Below are 21,769 nucleotides of genomic sequence, written 5' to 3'. Positions count from 1 at the left end.
AAGGCAGTAAAAAGTTGCCATGCACTTGGTTGTGGAGGAAGCTCAACCGTTTGGCTCAATGTTGGTGAAATCTCCTTAAAACTCTAGTCAGCGACCAGCGTCTCGAGCGTGAACTCCGGGTGCTCCTTCTCAATGAAGGACAGCTTCCACTTGTCGCCGAAGAGGGCGATGAGGGCGCCGTCGGAACGCGTGAAGATCTCCACGCCGCGCTGCTTTGCCAGCTCAGGCGCGGTCTCTTCGTCCGTGCGGCGGGCGACGGAGTAGGGGATGGGCTCGGCGATGGTCTCGACGTTGTACTCGTTTTCCATGCGTGCCATCATGACCTCGAACTGCATCGGGCCGACCGCGGCCATCACCGGGGCGGCATCGCCGCGGGTATCGTTGCGCAGAATCTGCACCACGCCCTCGGCATCGAGCTGATCGACAGCTTTGCGGAACTGCTTGTACTTGCCCAGGCTCTTGGCGCGCAGAGTGCGGAAGTGCTCGGGCGCGAACTGCGGCATCGGCTTGAATTGAACCTTGCGGCCCTCGTAGATCGTGTCACCCGGCGCCAGTGAACCCGCATTGACCAGGCCGACAATGTCGCCCGGGTAAGCCGTCTCCACAGTCGAACGTGTCCGGCCGAAAACGGTCAAAGCATACTTTGTGGAGAAAGTACGTCCCGACTGCGCATGCGTGACCTGCATGCCGCGGTCAAACTCGCCAGAGACAACGCGCATGAAGGCCAGCTTGTCGCGGTGGTGCGTATCCATACCCGCCTGCACCTTGAACACGACGCCCGAAAAATCATCCGTCGGTTCGCGCTTTTCGACGATAGCCCCCTGGCCGCCAGCCGCTGCAGCGGCAACGGCAGCCGGGTCGGACTCGCGGGCACCAGGTGCCGGAGCCAGCTCGCAGAGAGTGTCCAGGATCTGGTGGACACCCCAGTTCAGCATGGCGGAGGCGAAAATCACCGGAGAGGTGTCGCCAGCGAGGTACATCTCCTGGTCGTGGTCAGCGCTATCGGCGGAAAGTAGCTCGGACTCCTCGGCTGCCGTCTCCCAGGCGTCGCCCTGCTCTGCGGAGGCCTCATCTGGGGTGAGGTGACGCTCAGCGGCGATAGTGGCGCCACCGGCAGTGCGCTCGAAGCCAATGAACTGCTTGGCCTGGCCGTCCTCACCACGCTCCAACAGGCCGCGGAAGTCGCCGGCCTCACCAACTGGCCAGTACAGCGGAGTCGGTTGCAGACCAATCTCCGCGACAATCTCATCCATCAACTCCAGGGGAGCCTTACCCGGGCGGTCCCACTTGTTGATGACGGTGACGATGGGAATTCCGTTGGACTTACAAACCCGGAACAGTTTCAACGTCTGAGGCTCGAGACCCTTGGCACCGTCGACAAGCATGACAGCGGCGTCGACAGCGGTGAGCACACGGTAGGTGTCCTCGGAGAAGTCAGCGTGACCAGGCGTATCGACGAGATTGATCATGTACGGCTCGCCGTCGTGCCCCTCTGGCTGGTACTCGAACTGCAGCGCGGAAGAGGCAATCGAGATGCCGCGATCCTTCTCCATGTCCATCCAGTCGGACACAGTCGACTTACGGCCGGCCTTGCCGTGGACAGCACCGGCTTCGTTAATGACATGAGCATGCAGCGCCAGCGCCTCGGTGAGCGTGGACTTACCGGCATCCGGGTGTGCGATGACGGCGAATGTGCGGCGGCGTGCGGCTTCTTCGGCGAGAGTGGTCACAGGGAAACTACGCTTTCCTTAAAAAGAAAATCGGAATAAGGGAATCGGGTTCAACCTTTCTAACTTACCGCTCCAGTGGGGTAAGGGGTCAATTGCAGTTAGAGGTTGAACAGCTCGCGCAGCGTCGTGATGACGCCTTCCTCCGCGTTCGACGGTGCGATGTCGGTGGCGCGGCGTTTGATTTCCGGGTGACCGTTGGACATGGCAAACGAACGGCCTGCGTGGTCGATGAGCTCGAGATCATTCAGGTAGTCAACGAAGCAGACAGTTTCGGCAGGAGAGACACCTAGGGCCTCCTGCAGGGCGGCGAGTGCCGTGCCCTTGTTGGTGTTGGCATCGATGAGGTCGACCCAGTGGGCACCGGAGACTACCGCGCGCAAGTGCGAGCTTTGGGAACGCAGGTAATCGGCCGATTCCTCTTCGACGGAGTAAGGATCAAAGGCGGCAATTTTGACGATGCCGTCCTCGGCGGCAGCGGCGATGACATCATCGACCTTCTGCAGCTTCAGGTAGTACTTGGCGGCCTCGTTGAACTGCAGCTGCTGAACTTCCTCCGGAATATTGAAATGCGGCGGGAAAAACTCCACGTATGCGCTGGCAGCGCCGCAGATAATAACCGACAGGGGAGTACGGCCCGCCGCCACACGGTTGTCGTTGAACTGGCGGATCGCGTGTACCAACTGAGTGACGATGTCGTGGTCGATACTGGTAACCGAAACCACCTCGCCCGCATCCGCGACATAGTTGCCGTTTTCCGCAATGATTGGGATGCGGTGTGCAATGGGGGCGAACTGGTCGGCCAGAGTTGCGTACTGGCGGCCCGACGCGGGAGCGAAGTGGACACCGCGGTCGAGCAGCTCCGTGACTACCGGCCAAAAGGACTCCGGGATTTCCTTGTCTTCATTTAGTAGAGTCCCGTCCATATCCGTGACTACAAGGCGGTATGGCGGCTGGGCGGGAGATTGCTGCTGGATATCCAGGGGTTCCGTCATGGCTCTTATTCTAACGGGTAAGTAGGGTTCAATTTTCTTCCTTGAGGTGTCTCCCGGTGTCTCCCCCGATTGGGTGAAAGCTGGGCCACAATACGGGGTACCCAGTTGAGGGCGATAGCCGGTGAATAGCGTGTGCGGGGTATTTTGAGGGGGAACTCATACTCATTTAAGCCAGGAGGATTTATGTCGGATTCGGCCCCCATCAAGCGCAATGACTGGAATGAGCGCATCAGCCTTGCAGAGCAGATGATCCCCCTCCTGGGACAACTGCGCCGCAACAATGATGTCGTGACTTCAATCTTCGGCCGCCGACTGGAAAACGTTACCGAGACCGGCATCATTAAGTCGCACCGCTACGCCCGTCGCATCACCTCGCAGGAGCTGCCCCTGAGTCAGACCCTGCCGATTCTGCAGGAACTGGTGAAGATGGATCTCGGCACCGCCTCCATTGACCTGGGCGCCCTGGCTACCAGCTTCGAAGAGGAAGGCGGCGATCTGCGCGCATTCCTCGAGCGTGAGCTTGCCGACGTCATCGGTGCCGGGACACAGACCCCGAAGACCGACATTGTCCTCTACGGTTTCGGCCGCATCGGCCGTCTGCTGGCTCGCATTCTGCTGGCTCGTGAGGCACTGTTCAACGGCCCGCGCCTGCGCGCTATTGTGGTTCGCCAGAATGGTGAGGACGACATTGTCAAGCGTGCTTCGCTGCTGCGCCGTGACTCCGTCCACGGTGCATTCGACGGCACCATCTCGGTTGACCGCGAAAACAACATTATTTGGGCAAATGGCACCCCGATTCAGGTCATTTACTCCAATGACCCGGCAACTGTTGACTACACCGCCTACGACATTAACGATGCGATTGTCATCGACAACACCGGTCGTTGGCGTGACCGCGAGGGACTGTCACAGCACCTTCAGTCCAAGGGTGTTTCCAAGGTTCTGCTTACCGCGCCGGGCAAGGGCGATGTGAAGAACATCGTCTACGGAATCAACCACAACATCATCGAGGAATCTGACAACATTTTGTCGGCAGCTTCGTGTACTACCAACGGCATCACCCCGGTGCTGAAGGTCGTCAATGACAAGTGGGGTGTCGAGTTCGGTCACGTCGAGACCGTCCACTCCTTCACCAATGACCAGAACCTGATTGACAACTTCCACAAGGGTTCCCGCCGTGGTCGCGCAGCCACCCTGAACATGGTTCTCACTGAGACTGGTGCCGCAAAGGCCGTCGCCAAGGCTCTGCCGGAGTTCGAGGGCAAGCTGACCGGTAACGCCATCCGCGTTCCCACCCCGGACGTTTCCATGGCGGTGCTGAACCTGACCCTCGACACTGAGGTCGACCGCGACGAAGTCAACAACTACCTGCGTGAGGTTTCCCTCAAGTCCGTTCTGCGCCAGCAGATTGACTACATCCACTCCCCGGAAGTGGTTTCCACCGACTTCGTCGGCTCCACCCATGCTGGCATCGTCGATGGTCTGGCTACCATCGCCAACGGTAAGCACCTGGTGCTCTACGTCTGGTACGACAACGAGTTCGGTTACTCCAACCAGGTCATCCGCATTGCTGAGGAGATCGCAGGCGCTCGTCCGCGGGTCTACCCGAAGCGCAAGCACATCGACGAGCTCTAAGGCGGCGGACCTGAGCTTGAGCTGCTGAGCCCTCGAACGCCCTCTTCCCCCCCCTCCAAAACCACGGGGGTTGAGGCGATGGGGAGGGCTTCGAGGCGCTCGTCGACGTGCCGGACGGGGGCGGAGAGATTTTCCTGTCCATCGACGACGACCTGGATTCCGCGTATGAGCCGTTCGAGTTGGTGAGGATTGTGAACCTGCCGGAACTGGGCGACGAGGATCTGGTTTTCGGCCTCCAGTTCCGGGCCTCCGGCGACATCGAGCACCGGCGGGGGGATGAAGATCCGGGAAAGTGATTTCGGGATCGTCGAATACGGCTCGGCGGAAGTGGCCCTGTTCGGCGTCTAGGGGACGGCCGCCACTCGGTCCCGATCCGCGTGGGGGTCCCTATGTGGATTGTCAACAGTCAGGCGGGACTTTCACGTACATCGCATGGGGGTGTTGTAGCCATCACTGATCGCCGGTCCGCATCATGCGGGCCGGCGGTGATCAACGCAGCGGCCTACGCAGCCGTGGCGATGTTTCTAGCAGGGATTTCTCGGAAGAACTCACACCGAGTCAACAGAGCACAGATGACATTGCAGCAGCTCCGGGCAAGCCACATCACCGCGGCATTGTGCTTCTGTCCTTCACCCCGTTTACGCAGGTAGTAGTCGCGCGATGCGGGATGGCAGTTCGACGCGATCCACGCCGATCGAAACATCGCGTTTTTCAACTGTTTATTGCCGGCCCTGGTGGGAAACTCGCCGCGGACCGACGTACCCGACTGCCGGGTGGTCGGCGCGATGCCGGCGTAAGCGGCCAAGTGCGCGGCATCGGCGAAGTCCTGGCAATCGCCGATGGACAACACGATGTTAGAGGCAGTCTTGATGCCTACGCCGGGCATCGACATCAAGACCTGGGCAAGAGGGAACGATTCGAGCATCTCCTCGACTTGCCCGGCGATCGTGTCGCGCTGTGCTTGAAGCGCTTTGATGTTCGCCGCCAGCTGGGAAATGACCAATTCTGCTGCCGCAGTGCCGGGTACCGTGACAGTTCGCTCGGCAAGGGCGGCGAAAAATGCGTCAACCAGGGCAGCAGGGGCCTTCTTGGCGCGGTTGCGTATCCACTTCAGGACCCGGCCTCGACCTGCGGCGGCCAGTTTTGTCGGACCTTCGTAGTGGATGAGCGAGTCCAGCACCAGCGTGCGGGAGAGAATCTCGCCTGCAAAGACGCGCTCGAGTACGGGGCGAATCTCTGTGAGCACGCTGGGAAGGCGGTTTTTCGTTCGGGGGGGGCGGGGGTAATTTCAGTAAATTGAGCCTGGCGTAAGGCGATAAGCATTGCCTAACCTAATACTGTTTCAGGTGGTGTTCCCGATCGGGAATCGGCAACGGAAGCGAGGCGGCGACGATGAACGGAAAACGTGGATCGACCGGAGAACCCCTCTCCGGAGGGGGAGCCGGGGACGCGGTGGCGTCGCAGACGGATGACGGGCGGTTGGTGCACGTCGCACCGGTCGCAGCGGGTGGCCGACCATCCACCCGCGACATGCTCGTCGCCGCCGCGATCGGCGTTGCGGGGTCTCTCATCATCGTGCCCCTGACCTACCTGCAGGTGTTTGCCGGCATCGCCCACATTTATCTCGTCGCGGCGACGCTCGGGTTGTGGTTCCTGCAGTGCGTTGTTCCCCTCATCGTCGTCCGCAAGCTTGGCGCGAGCCTCATCGCGTGCCTTGCCATGGGCGTCGTGTCCGCGGCGACCACCCCGTTCGGCGTCGCCGCAATCGGGGCGCTGATTATGGAAGGATTGCTCATCGAGCTTCCGTTCATGGTCACCCTGTACCGGCGGTGGACGCGTCCCCAGTTCGTGGCCTCGGCGATGTTGTTCTCCGCGCTGATGGGAACGATGGCCCCGCGCGCAGTCGGCGTCGACTCGCCGACCACGCCCATGACCCTGATCAGCTTCGCCGTAGCCTTGGCATCGAGCTTGGTGTTTTTGGTCCTGGGCTTTGCCGTCGCAAAGGGGCTTCGCAGCCGCGGGGTCACCCGGTGACCGGCGGAGCACCCGCGTGCGCCGGTGCGACACGCGGGACGGCCCCGGCCCGGTTACGGGTTAGTGGTGCAGGTGTGCGGCACGCCGATGGGCGATGGGCACCCGACATGGTGGATCTCTCCTTCGATTTCGGCACGATCAACGCCATCACGGGGCCCGTGGGATGCGGAAAGACGAGCCTGGCCCACCTCATCGCTGGACTGATCCCCTCGCACATCCCCATCGACCATGCCGGATTCGTGCACATCATCGATGCCGACGGCACCGAACGCCCCGTGGACGGGGACCGGGTCACCTTCGTCGGGCAAGACCCGGCGACGCAGGTGCTCACGCTCCGAGTCGTCGATGACGTGGCCATGGCCCTCGAGTTTTCCCTCGTGGAAGCCGGTATCGTCGCCAAGCGATCAGCCGAGGCTCTATCGGAGGTCGGGCTGTCAGAGCTCGCGGAGAAGGATCCGTGGGCTTTGTCGGGCGGGCAACGCCAGCGGATGGCCATCGCCGGTGCGGTGGCCAGGGCGCCGGAGGTCATGATCTTCGACGAGCCCGCGGCCCACGTCGACGAGGACGGTCGCCGGTCGCTGTTCGCCGCCATCCGTGATTTGCGGGCCCCGGGGCGCGTTATCCTGCTCATCGAGCACGACCTCCGCCCGTTCGACGGGTGGGTCGACACGGTGACGGTCCTCGATGCGGACGGGAGCGTCGCCGCCCACGGAGCGCCGGATGGCATCGCGGTGAAGGGCATTGCGACGACGGCCGCGACCGCCGGAACGCCGGACGCCAGTACGCCGGGCACGGGGGCGCCGGACCGTCCCGATCCGGAATCGGAGGCGGATGCCGTTCCACTGCTGGCCTTGACCGGAACCCACGTGGCCCGAGGCGGGGAGAGGATCCTGAACGGGGCCGATCTGACACTGGAACGGGGCGAGATTCATGCCCTAGTCGGTGCCAACGGAGCCGGTAAGTCCACCTTGCTGGCGGTGCTGTCGGGCCAGATGACGGCGGGAGCGGACCTCCGGATTGACGGCGCGTCCGCCCGGCGCGTGCCCGACGCCTTCGCGTCGTTGGCGTTCCAGAACCCCGAGCACCAGTTCACCCGCGCGACCGTCGCCGCGCAAATCGACTCCGCGCTGGCCGGCACGGACCCGCACGGACCACTCGGCGCCGATGAGCTGCGGAAACTGCGGGAAGCCCTGTGCCCCCGGGCACTTGACCCCGTCTCGCCGTTCGTCCTGTCGGGCGGACAGAAAAGACGGTTGGGCATCTTCCTGGCGGTGGCGGCCAATCGCCGTTTGCTGCTTCTCGACGAGCCGTTGGCGCACCTGGATTCGCCGAGCTCGCGCATCGTACTGGATGCCCTAGCGGAATACGCCGGGGCCGGCGGAACCGTTGTGTTCACGTGCCACGACCGCCGTGCTGCGCGAACGTGGGCGGATCGGGCGAGCATCGTCGCCGAAGGGAAGGTCGCCTGGTCCGGTCCCGCAGCCGACGTGCCGGCTTCCCCGGAGTCGTCCCGGCGGGATCGTGCACTGCCCGCGGCCGGCGCACGGACGTCCTTGGACGAAAGCCCCTGGACCAGTGGATCCGCCGCTCGAAGGCGCGCGGGGTTGAACGCCATCACGATTGTCGCGGCGGTGATGCTCGTCCTCGTCGCCGGGCTGCTCTCCGGCGGAGACGCCGTTCTCGCCCTGACGGGGGTCGCGTTCCTCGCACTCGCTGCGATCGCGGAACGCGACGTTCGGGCGACGGCGGGGAAGGTCCTTCTCGTCCTGTTAATCGGGGTGTTCTTCGGCCTGCTCGGGTGGCGCTCCGAGTTCTACGGAGGTGGGGATGCGGCGGAGGCCGTCCGCCACGGCATCCATCACGGACTGCTGCTGACGGCCGTGTTCGCGGGGACGGTCCTGGTCTCCGCGTGCATGCGCGTCGAGGAGCTTTTCGACGCCATGGTGCAACGCCTCCGGGTGCCCTACACATGGTGCACCATAGCGATTTCCGGGGTGAGCATCGCGGCGTTCCTGCGCAGCGAAATCCCCCATCTGACATGGGCGATTAGATTGCGCTCGATGCGACCGGGGCAGTCTTTCCGCTCCGGCTTCATCCGCGCGACGACGCCCGCGCGCATCGCCTTTCCCCTGTTCGTCAGCGCCGTGCGCTGCGCCGAAAAGCTGTCCCTGACCCTGGCGATGCGCAACTTCGGCCGCCATCCGCGGCGCACCTTCCGCACCGATTACCCCTGGCGAGTGCGTGACGGGTTCGTGGCCGCAGCGTCCGCCGCGGCCTTCGTCGCCGCCCTGGTGTCCGCAGTGACTTGACGGGCACCCGGAACCGGCGGGTCCCGGGCCCGCGAGCGTTTCCGAGCTTGTGCGGAGACGCGCCCCACCCAGTTTCTTCACCCTTTCCACCCTTCAGACACATCCGCCGGGTCACGCCATGCGGCCCGGTCCGCCCGGCACCGGCATGGCGCCGACAACCGAAAGAGGTACCAATGAACACGATCCGGACCATCAGCGACGTGCTTCGGGACAAGGCCGATGAGACGAAAAAGGGGATCACCTTCGTCGAGAATCGGCGGGACGTCTTCGTCCCGTATGGCCGGGTCCATGCGGAGGCGGTGGCGGGCCCGGTTGACGTCGACAGGGTGCGGACGCTCTCGGACATGATGCCCGGGGCCCCGATCCTGGTCGACGAACGCAGTCACACGCTGCTCACCGGCGCAAACGGTGCCGTGGTCGTGGGCGAGGACCGGCTGCTCGACGTGTCCATCGTCAATGACGCTGCCGCGGAACCGGGTGCGGCGATGCCGGGTGATGCTGAATCGGACTTCTCTCAGGCGGGGGACGTGGATTCCGGGGATGGCTCCGGGGCGGTCCCCGCGTTCCCGGTGCGAGGTGGGACGGCCGGCGAAGCCCTTATCCAGTTTTCGTCCGGCTCCACGGGATCGCCAAAGGGCGTCATCGTAACCAACGAGTCCGTGCTGAACGGTCTGCACGCGACGATCCCACGCCACGCACACCGGTACGAGAACAAGATGCTCACGTGGCTACCTTTGACCCACAACCTTTCGCTGATCGGCTTCCACGTCTACGCCCTTTTTCGTGGTTACGACCAGGTGTTGCTGCCGGTTTCCGAGGTGGTCGCCGATCCCCCGAGGTGGTTCGAGGCCGTGACCAGGCACCGGCCGAGACGACCGTCGTCCGGGCGACCGGCCCGGGTTCCTACAAAATGACCGCGGCGATTGCTGCCGCCACCGTTGTGGCGGTCGCGGGGAAGCCGGTCGCGCCGGGGTGCCGGGATCTCGTCGGCCACCCCCGGCTCCTCGAACCGGTCCTCGCCTTCGCCCGCGATGCGGGCATCCATATCGAGGTGCCGCATGACAACCCGACCACGGGGCCGCTGCCGACAGCGGCCCACTGCGATACCAAAGGAAAGGGGAAACGATGACGGATCAAGCTGAACGAGGTGCGGCGATTGTCGTCCGCGACCTCACGAAGAGCTACCCGATTGCGGGCAAAGCGGGCACCCCGCCCGAAGGCGGGGCAGGTGCCCCGCCGGACGGCGGCCGCAAGGGAAAGCGCGGTGCCCGGATGCGCAAGCATGTGCTCGACGGCGTGAGTTTCACCGTGCCCACCGGGGCGATCGTGTCGTTCCTCGGCCACAACGGTGCAGGCAAGACCACCCTCATCCGAATCCTGTCGACGCTCATCACCGCCGACTCCGGCGAGGTGAGCATCTTCTCGCGCGATGTGAAAGAGGACCCGGCGGGCGTGCGCGCTGACATTGCCACCACCGGCCAATTCGCGGCGATCGACGAGAACCTCACCGGCCGGGAGAACCTGGAGTTCTTCGGGCGGCTGCGCGGACTCGACCGCGCCGCCGCGGCCGCCCGCGCGACGGAACTGCTCGCGCAATTCTCGCTCGCGGACAGTGCCTCGACGTTGGCGTCGGCCTATTCGGGTGGCATGCGGCGCCGCCTCGACATCGCCGTGTCGCTGTGCGTCGTGCCCAGGCTGCTGTTCCTCGACGAACCCACGACGGGGCTGGACCCGGTCAGCCGCGAAGAGCTGTGGGGCTTCATCCGGCAACTGCGGGACGACGGAATGACCCTGGTGCTGACCACCCAGTACCTGGAAGAGGCGGAGGCGCTGGCAGACCACGTCCATCTGCTCAAGGATCGCCGCATCGTCGCCAGCGGAACGCCGGAGGAATTGCGCCGCGACTTCGGGTCGCACGTGCTCCGCGTGTCCTTTGCCACCGCCGCCGAGGCGGAGGCGTTCGCCCGCTGCCTCGGGGGAACGTGCCTGGACGGCGCCCGCGTCGCGGGGAAGTCGGTGTCCCTCGACGTCGACCCCGGACCGCGGGTCCTCGAGGCGGTGGCGCAGGCGATGGAGGCCTCGGAAGCGTCGCCGGATTCGCTGAGCGTGTCGCCGCCCACCCTCAACGAGGTGTTCATATCGATGAACGCAGGGGGTGCGGCGCGATGAGTGCGACGTCGGTCGCGGCGTTTCTCCGCCGGGATCTGCTGCTGTTGCGACGCAACACCGCGTCGCTGATCTCCATGTTCGTAGTTCCGCCGCTCTTCCTGCTGTGCCTGTACGCGGTGTTTGGGTACTCGGCGGGGCAATCCGGCTTCGGGTACCTGCGTTTCGTGCTCGGCGGCTGCCTGTTCCAGGCGGCGATGTTCACCGCCGCGGCGTCGGCGATGGCAGTGGGACAGGACGTCGAGTCCGGGCTCGTTGACCGCGTGCGCGTGTTGCCCGGGGCCACAGGCGGCTATGTCGCCGGCAGGCTCGCCACCGATGTGCTGCGGATGTCCGCGTCGATCGCGGCGCTGCTGGTCGTCGCGTGGTCCTGCGGCCTCGACATGGCTATCGGTGACGTCGCGTGGACTGTCCTGTGGTCGCTGCTCGCCGCGGCGGTCCTGTCCCTGGTCACGGACGGGGTGATCCTGATGGTGCCCGCCCCGGTGTCGACGGCCTCATCGATTCAGGCGCTGGAAATGCTGCTGCTCATGTTCTCCACCGCGTTCATTCCGGCGACCGCTTTGGACGGCTCCCTTCGCGACGTCGTGCGCCACATGCCTTTTTCGCCGGTGATCGAGGTGATTAGGGCGGCGTCCCCGGACGCCTTCCCGGATCGCGCCGGGGAAGAGGCCGCCCTGTGGCTCGGTGTCGCGGCGGTCGCCGGAATCGTCCTGTTCATCCGCCGGTTCACCTCGAGGAGCGAATCATGATCGGCCCCATCTTCGTGCATCTGCGGCGCATCGCCCACATTTGGCTGCGGCGCCCCGACTTCTGGTTCATGACGTTCATTGCTCCGCTCGTGTACCTGTTCATCGTCAACTGCATGTTCGGTGGCCTGGTCAGGCAGCTCACCGGAGAGTTCGAACTCCGGAACGCGGTCATCCTGGTCGTGACGGCGTGGGCGTTCATCCTGGCCATCACGGGATCGTCCACCGTGTTCGTTGAACGCAGCAATGGCTTCCACGAGCGGTTAATCACCATGCCGTCACCGTACGCGGCCGTGCCGGCCGCACGGATCATTGCCGAGTTCATCCGGATCATGGCGATGACGGCCGTCGTCGCGGCGGTGGCCGCCTTGCTTTCCGACGACCCCCCGGAGGTGTCCTGGTGGTGGAGGATCGCGGTGACCGGCGCGATGGTTGCCGCGGCGGCCGCATGCACCGGCACGTACATCGCGTTCTCCATCACCAGCCCCCAGGGTTCTGTGGCCCTCATCCCGTTAATCATCGTTGCGATGTTCGTCAACACGGTGCTCATGCCTGCCGACCACTTCCGTCCCCTCCTGCGCGGAATCGCCGGGCACACCCCCGTATCCGCGGCCGGCGAGGCCGTCAACGGCACCGGGGCTGCGGGTCTGGTGGTCTGCGCGGCCTGGTTCTTAGGCATCGCCGTGCTCGCGGCGTGGGGCATCGCCGTGAAAACGAGGCCGGGGGAGTCTGCATGACGGGCACGTCCACGGGGGCATCGCCGCCGACGACGGCCCGCGAACCCGAGCACCTAACCCGAAACGGCCGCGCGGACGCGGCCCACACACCCCGGAGACAGAACCAGATGAAGTCGATTGCCCAGATCGTCCAGAACAACCGCAGACTCCTTGCGGCCTACGAGGACAAGGTCCAGCCGAGGTTCCTCAGCCGCTATGCGCGTGAACCGATGGACGCCGCCGCCGTCGAAGGGCTCGGGGCCCGGACGGAATTCCACGTCGCCGACGTCCTCGCGCCACTCGCGGGAGAGCCCGGCAGGACCGATGAAATCTGGGTGTGCGGCGCGCTCCACCAAATGAAGGATGCGGGTGCCGCACTCGGCAGGGTTGCCGGGCTGCTCGCCGACGGCGGCATCGCTTACGTGCAGACGTTCGCCGAGGATCCCGACGTGAACGAGCGGGTCGACATGGCCGTCATGGCGAAGATGGGCCACCGGGTGTTCCGGGGCAGCGAGCTCGAGGACCTCGCCGAAGCCAACGGGCTGAAGCTGGGCGGAGCCTCACACGCCGGCATGGTGTACTTCTGCACTCTCACGAAGAAAAGCGCGATCGGGGAGGCGGGCAAGTGAGCGCTGTGGACGGGACCGTAGGCCCGTGGTCGCTGCTCGCCCCGATCCGGACTCGGATGCGTGCGGTGGTCGCGTTATCCGTCCTGTCGTCGGTGGCTACCGTCGCTTCGCTGGTCGGCATCATCGACATCGCGATGACGTACCCGGAGGCCCCGGAGCATCGGACGTGGTTGGCCGTGGCTGTCATCGTCGTCGCCGCAACGGTGCGCATGGCCGCGGACGGCGCCGCCGGCATGCTCTCGCACCGGGCGGATAACGACCTGCAGCTCCACCTCCGGCGCCGGCTGGTCGCCCAAATCCGGAAGTTGCCGCTGGGCTGGCTGGACGCCCGGCGCTCGTCGGGAATCATCGGGTCGGTTGAGAAGGACGTCGCGGCTGTCCACCAGCTCATGGGCCACACCGTCGGTGAGACCGTGGTGGCGGTGCTGGTTCCCCTGCTTTCCCTCATCGCGCTCGTCGCGGTGGATTGGCGGATCGCGGCGGTGGCGGTCGTCCCGGTGCTGGTCACCTTCGCCCTGATGGGCGTAATGATGTCGCGTGGCGCCGGCCTTCAGCGCGACTACGAGCGAGCCTCCGAAGGAGTGACGGCCGCGGTCATCGAGTTGGTGCGCGGCATCCCGGTGATGAAGTCCTTCGGACGCGCCAACCAGGGCTCGGGCCGCTACGATGCCGCGGCGTCGTCGTTCGTCCGCGCGTGGTCCGCCTGGTCCCGGCAGTCGAACATCTATCTTGGGCTCATCGACGTGGTGACGTCTCCGATCACGGTCCTCGCAGTGGTGTGCGGCGCCGGCCTCGCTCTGAGGGACGCCGCGGGCGGCACACCGGAAGGTCTCGTCGCCGGGCTGGTTCTCGGCCTTGGACTCTCCGCAGCGATCGTGCGGGTAGCCATGAACTCCGAACCCATCATCGCGGGGATTGCCGCCCTGAAGTCCATCGCGGAGGTGCTGGGCACGCCGCCGATCGCCGAGCCCGCCGATCCGGTGCCCGTGCGCGGAGGCGCGCTCGAGGTCCGGAACCTGGTCTTCTCCTACGGCGATGGGCCGCGGGTCCTCGACGGGATGTCCGCGACGTTCGAACCGGGGACCCTCACTGCGCTGGTGGGGTCCTCCGGTTCCGGAAAGTCCACCGTCGCCCGGCTGTTGGCGCGTTTCCACGACCCCGTTGAAGGCTCGGTGCTGCTGGGCGGCGCCGATCTTCGCGACATTGCCGTGCGCGACGTGCACCGCTCGGTGTCGGTGGTGTTCCAAGATCCGCAGTTGCTCACGCTGCCGTTGCGGGAGAACATCCGGCTGGCCAGGAGAGACGCCACCGACGGCGAAATCATGGCGGCCGCGAAGCTCGCGAACCTCGATGCGGTCATCGCGGCGCTGCCGAAGCGTCTGGATTCGGTGGTCAACGTCGACGTGACCTTTTCCGGTGGTGAGGCGCAGCGCGTGGCCATCGCGAGGTCGATCGTCACGGACGCGCCGGTGCTCATCTTCGACGAGGCAACCGCTTACGCGGATCCGGCTTCCGAGGCCCTCATCCAGTCCGCAATCGAGCGTTTGGCCCGTTCGCGGACGGTGATTGTGATCGCGCACAGGTTGAGCACGATCCGCAACGCCGACCGCATCCTCGTTCTCGATGGGGGAGCGGTCGCGGAGGCGGGTACCCACGACGAGTTGCTTGCGCGCGGTGGCCGCTACCGGGATTTGTGGCGCGCGTTCGCGCTCGACGACGAACCATCCGCCCCGCGGGGCACTGAATCAGACGATGAAAAGGCGGGGAACCGATGATTCGGGACTTGTGGTCGATGACGGATCGGCGTTCGAGAATGACGCTGGCGTGGCTCATTGCGTTGGCCGCGCTTGCCGCGCTGGCCCAGGGCGCAGCGTTCGTCGCGCTGCTGCCGCTGCTGTCGGCTCTGGCCGAGGGAGATGATGCGACGGCGTGGCGTTTCACCGGCGTCATCGCCGGCCTCGCGGCCGCCCATGCGGTGCTGTCTCTCGCCGCGGGGACGGTCGGCAGGGCGAATTCCGCAGCGGTGCTGTCGTCCCTGCTGCGTTCCCTGGGCGAACGCGTGCTGACGTTGCCACTCGGGTACGTCACCAAGTCCACGGCCGGCCGCTTTTCGGAGATGGCGTCGTCGGGTATCGCGTTTGCGGCGTCCGTGCCGCACGTGATCCTGCGGCCCGTCATCGCCGCGGTGGTTGCGCCGACCGTCATCGCCTTCGGAATTCTGGCGGTGGATTGGCGCGTCGGTTTGGTTCTCGTCGCGTCGGCGCCGGTGATCTTCTTCGCCTACCGGGCCATTGGCCGGGTCGGCGGGGAGTCGGACGAAGCGCATGCTGACGCCGTCGCTGCCGTCTCCGGCAGGCTGATCGAGTTCACCCGTTGCCAGCAGGCGATTCGCGCCGCGAGCGACGGTTCGGCGGCGGACGCGATGGTGGATGAGGCGATCCGGGCCCAACACGATGCGTTCGCGAAGGCGACGTCGACGCAGGGGGCGGCCATCGGACGGTTGAGTTCGGTCGTCCATGCGGTGTTCACGGCGGCGGTAATCGTCGCTGTGGCAGTCGCCGCGACGGGCGGGATGACGCCGGCGCATTTGGCGCCAATGCTCATCGTGGTCGTCCAGTTCACCGGACCGATCACCACGGCGGGAGCGTTGTCCGGCGGTTTCGGTGCGGGCCGCAACACGTTGGCTGCGTTGCGTGACCTGCGGGCAATCCCCGCCCTTCCCGAACCTGCCGCACCGGAGCCGCCCGACGGGCATGACGTGGAGTTCCGCGGCGTGAGCTTCGGGTACGGGGATAAGAAGGTTCTCGACGGCGTCAGCTTCCGTGCACCTCAGGGAGCGCTGGTTGCCGTAGTGGGACCGTCGGGGGCGGGCAAGACGACGGTCATGCGGCTGCTGTCGCGTTTTCATGATCCGGACTCGGGGGAGATCCTCATCGGCGGGGTGCCCTTGCCTCGGATCGGCACCGACGGCGTGAACTCGCTGGTGACCCCGGTGTTCCAGGAGACGTTCCTTTTCGACGCGTCCGTGCGGGACAACGTGGTCTTCGCCGACCCCGAATTCGGTTCCGGGCCTGGTGACGGGGACCGCTTGCGCGAGGCCGCCCGGCGTTCCGGGGTGGACCGCATCGTGGAGCTGCTGCCTTCCGGGTGGGATACCCCGGTGGGGGAGGAGGGGACGCTGCTGTCGGGAGGCGAGCGGCAGCGCCTCGCCATCGCCCGGGCGCTTTTGAAGGATTCCCCGGTGGTGCTTCTCGACGAGCCGACGTCCTCGCTGGATGCGGCCACTGAGCGGGCGATCGTCGGCACGATGGAGGCGTTGCGCGGCGATCACACCGTGATCGTCGTCGCCCATCGCCTGCGCACCGTCCGCGATGCCGACCTCATCGTCGTGCTTTCGGAGGACGGGACGGTCGCAGAACGGGGTACGCACGATGAATTGCTGGCGAAGGGCGGTCGCTACGCCGAGTTGTGGGCGTGCCGGACGGGGAGCTCCCCGGGCGCCTGATCCTCATCACCTGGTTGATGCCCTCACGGGCGCCCTGCCGCAGCTTCCCGAATCCCACCGCCAGGCGCTCGGTGGACAGAGCGAAACCGCCGACGAAAACGCCGAGCAGCACGAACACCGACGAGCTGTAAAGACTGAAGCTCCCGGGAACGCGAAAATAGCCCCCTTTTCTCATCCCAGTGAAAGTTGGGAGGGAAGGGGGGCTCGTTGCTGCCATTTGCCTCTATCTGCTACCGCCCGTGCACCTGGTTCTGAGCAATTTCCAGCCCGTGGCTGGCGATTAGCTCCACTGCCTCCGCCGCGGTGGGCAGGGTGAAAGCGAGTTCCTCGCGCTCCTTGGCATTGAAGTTGCGCAGCACATAATCAGCTGGATCCTGGCGGCCCGGAGGACGACCAATGCCAATGCGCACACGCATGTAGTCCTTCGTGCCCAACGACTTCGAGGTCGAACGCAGCCCATTGTGGCCATTCTCGCCACCGCCACGTTTGAGGCGGACCACGCCCGGGTCCAGATCCAGCTCATCGTGGACCACCACGACGTCGGTAGGTGCGATGTTGAAGAACTTCGCCAGCGCCGCGACCGGCCCACCCGACAGATTCATGTACGTCCGGGGTTTAGCCAGAATCACCTGTCGCTCGCCACCATCGGAGGTTTTAAACCGAGTCTGCACAATCTCAGCGTTGGACTTCTTGTGCACGCTAAACGACGACGGCATCGGAGAAGTCCGGCTAGCTAGTTCATCTAGCACCAGATGTCCGACGTTATGGCGGGTGAGTTCATATTTGGGCCCAGGGTTGCCGAGGCCCACGACAAGTAGAGGCGTGGTGGAGGCGTTCATGAGTTCAATCTTGGCACACTGTGCACGGTGTTTTGATTTTGGGGAGTGCAAAAAAGGGACGGACAAGAGCGTCCGTCCCTTTTTTGTTAGCTAAGCGTGAAAGCCTGTATTGGCTCAGTCAGCTAGAGCTATTCAGCGCTGAAATTACTCAGCGGATTCCTCAGCTGGCTCATCCGGGGTCTCAGCCTCGCCCATGCCCTCGATATCGGCATCGACGTCACCAGCCGGCTCTTCCTCCGGCTCGACAATGTTGAAGATGAGCAGGTCAGCGTCGTCGGTGAGGACCAGGCCCTCCGGCAGGGTAACGTCGCCGGCGTGAACCATGGTGCCGACCTCTGCACCCTCGACGGAGACCTCGATCTCTTCCGGAATAGCCAGAACCGGTGCGTTGACCAGAATGGTCTCGGCATCCTGCATGAGCAGGGCGCCCGGAGCGAGCTCGCCAGTCGGAACGACCGGAACCTCAACCTCAACCTTCTCGTCACGGTGAATGGCGAGCAGGTCAGCGTGGTCGATGTCGAGGGTCAGCGGGTTCTGGTCAACAGCCTTGACCATGGACAGCTGGGACTCACCCTCGATGTTGACGTCCAGAACAGCGTTGACACCGTGGTTACGGATGACAGCGTGGAAATCCAGAGTGTCAACGAGGATGTGCTTCGGGGCATCCAGGTCAGCGCCGTAGATGACAACCGGGATGTCGCCAGCAACGCGGGCACGGCGAGCGGCACCCTTGCCGAACTCGGTGCGGTTACGAGCATCAATCTTGATGATGTTGGGCTTTGCCATGAAAATGGACTCCTAAACGATTCGATATTGAGTCGTCGAGTCGAGCACGTGCCGCATCCATGCCACCGTGGGCGCAAAAGTTGGGCTGCGAGCGTCGCGTCGATAACGGCAACCACCTACTGTGGCCGCCCTCGCCGAGACTTACCGGAGAAATTGTAGTGGACTAACAGGTCAAACAGCAAACCCCGCCACCACCAGCAAAACTAGGTTGCTGGTCGCGGCGGGATGCCCGTCGGCAAGCGGAAAGAACTTATGCCTGACCCTCGAAGAGGGTGGTGACGGAACCGTTTTCGAAGATCTCGTGGATCGTCTTAGCCAGCAGTGGTGCGATTGGCAGGACGGTCAGGTTGTCCCAGCCCTCGGTGGACTGCGGCAGGGTATCGGTGGTGATGACCTCGCGGGCACCGCACTTCGACAGGCGCTCGCGAGCTGGGTCAGAGAAGACGCCGTGCGTGGTAGCGATGATGACATCCTCAGCGCCAGCCTCACGCAGCACCTTGACAGCGCCGGCGATGGTGCCGCCGGTGTCAATCATGTCGTCGATGAGCAGACAGGTCTTACCGGAGACCTCGCCGACCACGCGGTTGGCGACAACCTGGTTCGCGACATCGACGGAACGGGTCTTGTGAATGAAGGCCAGCGGGGCGTCGCCCAGGGTGTTGGCCCACTTCTCGGAAACCTTCACACGGCCGGCGTCAGGGGAGACCACGACCAGGTTGTCCAGGGAGTAGTTCTTCTTGATGTACTCCGACAGAATCGGCATGGCGTGCATGTGATCGACCGGGCCGTCGAAGAAGCCCTGGATCTGGTCGGTGTGGAGGTCCACGGAGACGATGCGGTCAGCGCCGGCGGTCTTGAGCAGGTCTGCGACCAGGCGAGCGGAAATCGGCTCACGGCCACGGTGCTTCTTGTCTTGGCGGGCGTATGGGAAGAACGGCAGGATAGCGGTGATGCGCTTGGCCGAACCGCGCTTGAGCGCGTCAATCATAATCAGCTGCTCGATGAGCCACTTGTTCAGCGGTGCCGGGTGCGCCTGCAGTACGAAGGCATCGGAACCGCGGACGGATTCCTCGTAGCGCACGAAGATTTCACCGTTGGCAAAATCACGAGCGGTCATCGGAGTCAGCTCTGTGCCGAGCTCCTTGGCAACTGCCTCGCCCAATTCCGGGTGTGCCCTTCCGGAGAAGAGCATGAGGTTCTTTTGGTTATCGATCCACTGGCCGGTCATCTGCCGTCTAGCCTTCCTGGTCTTCCTTGTTGTTGTCAGCGTTGTCAGCTACCTGCGCCGCCTGCGCTGCCTCAGCAGCAGCGGTACCTGGACGCTTCCGCTCGACCCATCCCTCGATGTTGCGCTGACGGCCACCACTGACCGCCAATGCTCCCGGAGGAACGTCGTCCTTAATAACAGTACCTGCACCTGAGTACGCACCATCACCCACGGTCACCGGAGCGATGAACATGGTGTCGGAGCCGGTGCGAACATGCGAGCCGATAACGGTGCGGTGCTTGTTGACGCCGTCGTAGTTCACGAACACGCTGGAGGCACCAATGTTGGAGTGCTCGCCAATCTCCGCATCGCCGACGTAGGTCAGGTGCGGAACCTTCGAACCGTTTCCAATCTGCGCGTTCTTCGCTTCTACGAAGCCGCCGAGCTTCGCGCCGACACCGAGTTTGGTGTTCGGGCGAATGTAGGTGAACGGTCCGACCGTCGCATCCTCGCCGATCTCCGAATCGGAACCGTGTGTACGTACGACGCTGGCGCGCTTGCCGACGACCATGTTGGTCAGCGTCGTGTCCGGTCCCACGGTGGCCCCGTCGCCAATCACGGTCTTGCCGTGCAGCTGCGTGCCCGGCAGAATCGTGACGTCGCGGCCGATTTCCACCTCAACGTCAATCCACGTGGTGTCCGGATCGACGATAGTGGCGCCCCCGCGCATAGCTGCCTCGCAGGTGCGACGGTTGAGCTCACGGCCAAGGGTAGCCAGCTGGACGCGGTCATTGACACCGGCGACGACGGTGGCGTCGGCGAGGCGGTGACCGCGTACTGAGCGGTCGGCCTCACGGGCGATGCCGATGACATCGGTGAGGTAGAGCTCGCCCTGGGCATTGTTGGTGTCCAGCTGCTTGAGAGCGTTTGCCAGGGTCTCGGCATCAAATGCGTAGACACCGGAGTTGACCTCGGTGATCTCGCGTTCCTCGTCGGAGGCGTCCTTTTCCTCCACGATGCGCAGAACTTCGCCGTCGGCGTTGCGAACGATGCGGCCGTAGCCGTGCGGGTTGTCAGCAGTGGAGGTCAGCACAGTCACGGCAGCGCGTGGCTTGCGGTTGTGCTCTTCGAGCAGTGCCTGGAGCGCTTCGGAATCCAGCAGCGGAACATCGGAAGTGGTCACCAGAATGGTGCCATCGAAGTTCTGCAGCTCGGGGTGCTCCAGCGCGCACTGAACAGCGTGGCCGGTACCGTTTTGCTCGTCCTGGTGGGCAATGACGACACCGTTGGAGTGCTCGGTATCCGAAGCCCAAGTCCCGATGGCGTCGATTACCTTTTCGCGCTGGTGGCCAACGACAACAGCAATCTCATCCGGATTAATGCCCTTGGCGGCATAGAGCGCGTGCTCCAACATGGTACGACCGCCGATAGCGTGCAGCATTTTCGGCGTATCGGATTTCATTCGGGTGCCTTGACCCGCGGCGAGAATGACCACAGCGGTGGCCGAACCGTTCGACATGAAACTTGCTACTCCTCGGTCAGGGTGCATCACGGTCACGGCGGGGCGAAAAGTCACTTCTTAATTAAGGGGCCGGCCCCCCGCTTGCTCTCCCACCAGGACTCGAACCTAGAATGCCGGTACCAAAAACCGGAGTGTTGCCATTACACCATGGGAGAATGGGGCAAACGCGAAAAATTGCATGGCTGATTCGACTCAGCCAACTCGCTTGCGCCTGCGATATACGATAGCAAGACTTTAGCCACTAATCTAAAAGCATGGCCTCCAATTCTCCGAGACGACGTATGACCGGTCCACAGCGCAAAGCTCAGCTGACAGAAGTCAGCCGTGGAATCTTTGCCGCCAAGGGGCTTGATGCCGCCTCAATGGAGGAGATCGCTGCCGCAGCCGGGGTCTCAAAGCCGGTTGTCTACGAGCATTTCGGCACCAAAGAGCGGCTCTACCAGGCAGTCGTCGACCAGGAGATGAAGACCCTGGAGGCCACGATTAGGGAAGCGTTGTCCCTGGGACGCTCGCGTTACCGCATCGAACAGGCGGTGTTGGCACTGCTGACTTATGTGGAGGAAAACCCGGAGGGATTCTCGATTATTTCTCGCGACCCCGGCGTGGCGGGTGGCTATGAGACGCTGCTGAATAATGCCACTGAGTCGGTTACGCCTATCCTCGCCGAGGCTTTCAAACGCGCCGGCTTCGACCCGGCCATGTCGGTGCTCTACGGAAACTGCATGGTCGGTATGGTTTCGCAGACCGCTCGCTGGTGGATGGAGAAGCGCAGTCCGGATAAGGAGACAGTGGCGGCGCACATCGTGAACCTGTGTTGGAACGGGCTGGCCGGCATGGAGGGTTCTCCGACTCTGCATGGCTCCGCTGATGTGCCAGCGGCCGCTGAGGGCGCGAAGTTCGGCGCAGGTGCCGCAGCGGACCCGATGCAGGTGGCGGAGAACGGCTAACCA

Annotated in this window: 20 protein-coding genes and 1 tRNA gene; 13 read left to right on the top strand and 8 right to left on the bottom strand. The window is 64.2% G+C overall.

The window, feature by feature from the left end; all coding sequences use genetic code 11:
* Positions 1–83: 83 nt before the first annotated feature.
* A complete protein-coding gene (locus HMPREF3053_RS02215) occupies positions 84–1,730 on the bottom strand; it encodes a peptide chain release factor 3 (protein WP_070767201.1) in 1,647 nt (548 codons plus the stop codon).
* Between the two features lie 98 nt (positions 1,731–1,828).
* Positions 1,829–2,722 (bottom strand): Cof-type HAD-IIB family hydrolase, encoded by an 894-nt coding sequence (locus tag HMPREF3053_RS02210; RefSeq protein ID WP_070545969.1) that lies wholly within the window; start codon positions 2,720–2,722, stop codon positions 1,829–1,831.
* Positions 2,723–2,905: 183 nt separating this feature from the next.
* On the opposite strand from HMPREF3053_RS02210, the gene HMPREF3053_RS02205 reads away from it, so the two are divergent.
* Positions 2,906–4,357 (top strand): glyceraldehyde-3-phosphate dehydrogenase, encoded by a 1,452-nt coding sequence (locus tag HMPREF3053_RS02205; protein WP_049172209.1) that lies wholly within the window; start codon positions 2,906–2,908, stop codon positions 4,355–4,357.
* A 107-nt stretch (positions 4,358–4,464) separates the two neighbouring features.
* A complete protein-coding gene (locus tag HMPREF3053_RS02200) occupies positions 4,465–4,653 on the top strand; it encodes a hypothetical protein (RefSeq protein WP_070767200.1) in 189 nt (62 codons plus the stop codon).
* A 206-nt stretch (positions 4,654–4,859) separates the two neighbouring features.
* On the opposite strand, the gene HMPREF3053_RS02195 is transcribed toward HMPREF3053_RS02200, so the two are convergent.
* Complete coding sequence (locus HMPREF3053_RS02195) at positions 4,860–5,603, bottom strand: transposase (RefSeq protein ID WP_070767199.1); 744 nt, start codon at positions 5,601–5,603, stop codon at positions 4,860–4,862.
* A gap of 206 nt (positions 5,604–5,809) precedes the next feature.
* Here HMPREF3053_RS02195 and HMPREF3053_RS02190 point away from each other — a divergent pair, with 206 nt between their 5' ends.
* The 10 genes from HMPREF3053_RS02190 (at position 5,810) to HMPREF3053_RS02145 (ending at position 16,465) form a co-directional block, all read left to right on the top strand.
* On the top strand, positions 5,810–6,391 hold the full coding sequence (locus HMPREF3053_RS02190; RefSeq protein WP_246819359.1) for an ECF transporter S component: 582 nt from the start codon (positions 5,810–5,812) through the stop codon (positions 6,389–6,391).
* Positions 6,392–6,498: 107 nt separating this feature from the next.
* Positions 6,499–8,700, top strand: coding sequence for an ATP-binding cassette domain-containing protein (locus tag HMPREF3053_RS02185; protein ID WP_246819358.1), 2,202 nt, complete (start codon positions 6,499–6,501; stop codon positions 8,698–8,700).
* A 173-nt stretch (positions 8,701–8,873) separates the two neighbouring features.
* Positions 8,874–9,614: an AMP-binding protein gene (locus HMPREF3053_RS02180; RefSeq protein ID WP_070767196.1), complete on the top strand. Its 741-nt coding sequence runs from the start codon at positions 8,874–8,876 to the stop codon at positions 9,612–9,614.
* Positions 9,611–9,829, top strand: coding sequence for a hypothetical protein (locus HMPREF3053_RS02175; RefSeq protein ID WP_224783744.1), 219 nt, complete (start codon positions 9,611–9,613; stop codon positions 9,827–9,829). Before HMPREF3053_RS02180 ends, HMPREF3053_RS02175 begins: the two co-directional genes overlap by 4 nt.
* Entirely contained in the window at positions 9,826–10,869 is a 1,044-nt protein-coding gene (locus tag HMPREF3053_RS02170) for an ABC transporter ATP-binding protein (protein ID WP_070767195.1), read from the top strand. Before HMPREF3053_RS02175 ends, HMPREF3053_RS02170 begins: the two co-directional genes overlap by 4 nt.
* Positions 10,866–11,618, top strand: a complete 753-nt coding sequence (locus HMPREF3053_RS02165; protein ID WP_070438218.1) for an ABC transporter permease — start codon at positions 10,866–10,868, stop codon at positions 11,616–11,618. Before HMPREF3053_RS02170 ends, HMPREF3053_RS02165 begins: the two co-directional genes overlap by 4 nt.
* Positions 11,615–12,352 (top strand): ABC transporter permease, encoded by a 738-nt coding sequence (locus HMPREF3053_RS02160; protein ID WP_070767194.1) that lies wholly within the window; start codon positions 11,615–11,617, stop codon positions 12,350–12,352. The genes HMPREF3053_RS02165 and HMPREF3053_RS02160 overlap by 4 nt, the downstream gene beginning before the upstream one ends.
* Positions 12,349–12,960, top strand: coding sequence for a methyltransferase domain-containing protein (locus HMPREF3053_RS02155; RefSeq protein WP_246819357.1), 612 nt, complete (start codon positions 12,349–12,351; stop codon positions 12,958–12,960). The genes HMPREF3053_RS02160 and HMPREF3053_RS02155 overlap by 4 nt, the downstream gene beginning before the upstream one ends.
* Positions 12,957–14,735, top strand: a complete 1,779-nt coding sequence (locus HMPREF3053_RS02150; protein WP_049189756.1) for an ABC transporter ATP-binding protein — start codon at positions 12,957–12,959, stop codon at positions 14,733–14,735. The genes HMPREF3053_RS02155 and HMPREF3053_RS02150 overlap by 4 nt, the downstream gene beginning before the upstream one ends.
* The gene (locus tag HMPREF3053_RS02145; protein WP_070767193.1) at positions 14,732–16,465 is read left to right on the top strand and encodes an ABC transporter ATP-binding protein; all 1,734 of its coding nucleotides are present in this window, start codon (positions 14,732–14,734) and stop codon (positions 16,463–16,465) included. The genes HMPREF3053_RS02150 and HMPREF3053_RS02145 overlap by 4 nt, the downstream gene beginning before the upstream one ends.
* Before the next feature lie 230 nt (positions 16,466–16,695).
* On the opposite strand, the gene pth is transcribed toward HMPREF3053_RS02145, so the two are convergent.
* The 5 genes from pth to HMPREF3053_RS02120 form a co-directional block, all read right to left on the bottom strand.
* Entirely contained in the window at positions 16,696–17,304 is a 609-nt protein-coding gene (gene pth, locus HMPREF3053_RS02140) for an aminoacyl-tRNA hydrolase (RefSeq protein WP_049189754.1), read from the bottom strand.
* Positions 17,305–17,448: 144 nt separating this feature from the next.
* Positions 17,449–18,090 (bottom strand): 50S ribosomal protein L25/general stress protein Ctc, encoded by a 642-nt coding sequence (locus HMPREF3053_RS02135; protein ID WP_038626221.1) that lies wholly within the window; start codon positions 18,088–18,090, stop codon positions 17,449–17,451.
* Between the two features lie 250 nt (positions 18,091–18,340).
* Positions 18,341–19,318, bottom strand: coding sequence for a ribose-phosphate diphosphokinase (locus HMPREF3053_RS02130; protein ID WP_016423206.1), 978 nt, complete (start codon positions 19,316–19,318; stop codon positions 18,341–18,343).
* A 7-nt stretch (positions 19,319–19,325) separates the two neighbouring features.
* Complete coding sequence (glmU, locus tag HMPREF3053_RS02125; RefSeq protein WP_049172238.1) at positions 19,326–20,816, bottom strand: bifunctional UDP-N-acetylglucosamine diphosphorylase/glucosamine-1-phosphate N-acetyltransferase GlmU; 1,491 nt, start codon at positions 20,814–20,816, stop codon at positions 19,326–19,328.
* Between the two features lie 87 nt (positions 20,817–20,903).
* A tRNA-Gln gene (locus HMPREF3053_RS02120) sits at positions 20,904–20,974 on the bottom strand.
* A 99-nt stretch (positions 20,975–21,073) separates the two neighbouring features.
* Here HMPREF3053_RS02120 and HMPREF3053_RS02115 point away from each other — a divergent pair.
* A complete protein-coding gene (locus HMPREF3053_RS02115; protein WP_141744756.1) occupies positions 21,074–21,766 on the top strand; it encodes a TetR/AcrR family transcriptional regulator in 693 nt (230 codons plus the stop codon).
* The last annotated feature ends 3 nt before the right edge of the window (positions 21,767–21,769 follow it).

The sequence above is a fragment of the Corynebacterium sp. HMSC064E07 genome (assembly GCF_001815745.1).
Classification (GTDB): Bacteria; Actinomycetota; Actinomycetes; order Mycobacteriales; family Mycobacteriaceae; genus Corynebacterium; species Corynebacterium jeikeium_D.
The sequence above is the reverse complement of the archived record's forward strand: the minus strand, read 5'-3'. Positions and strand labels throughout refer to the sequence as shown.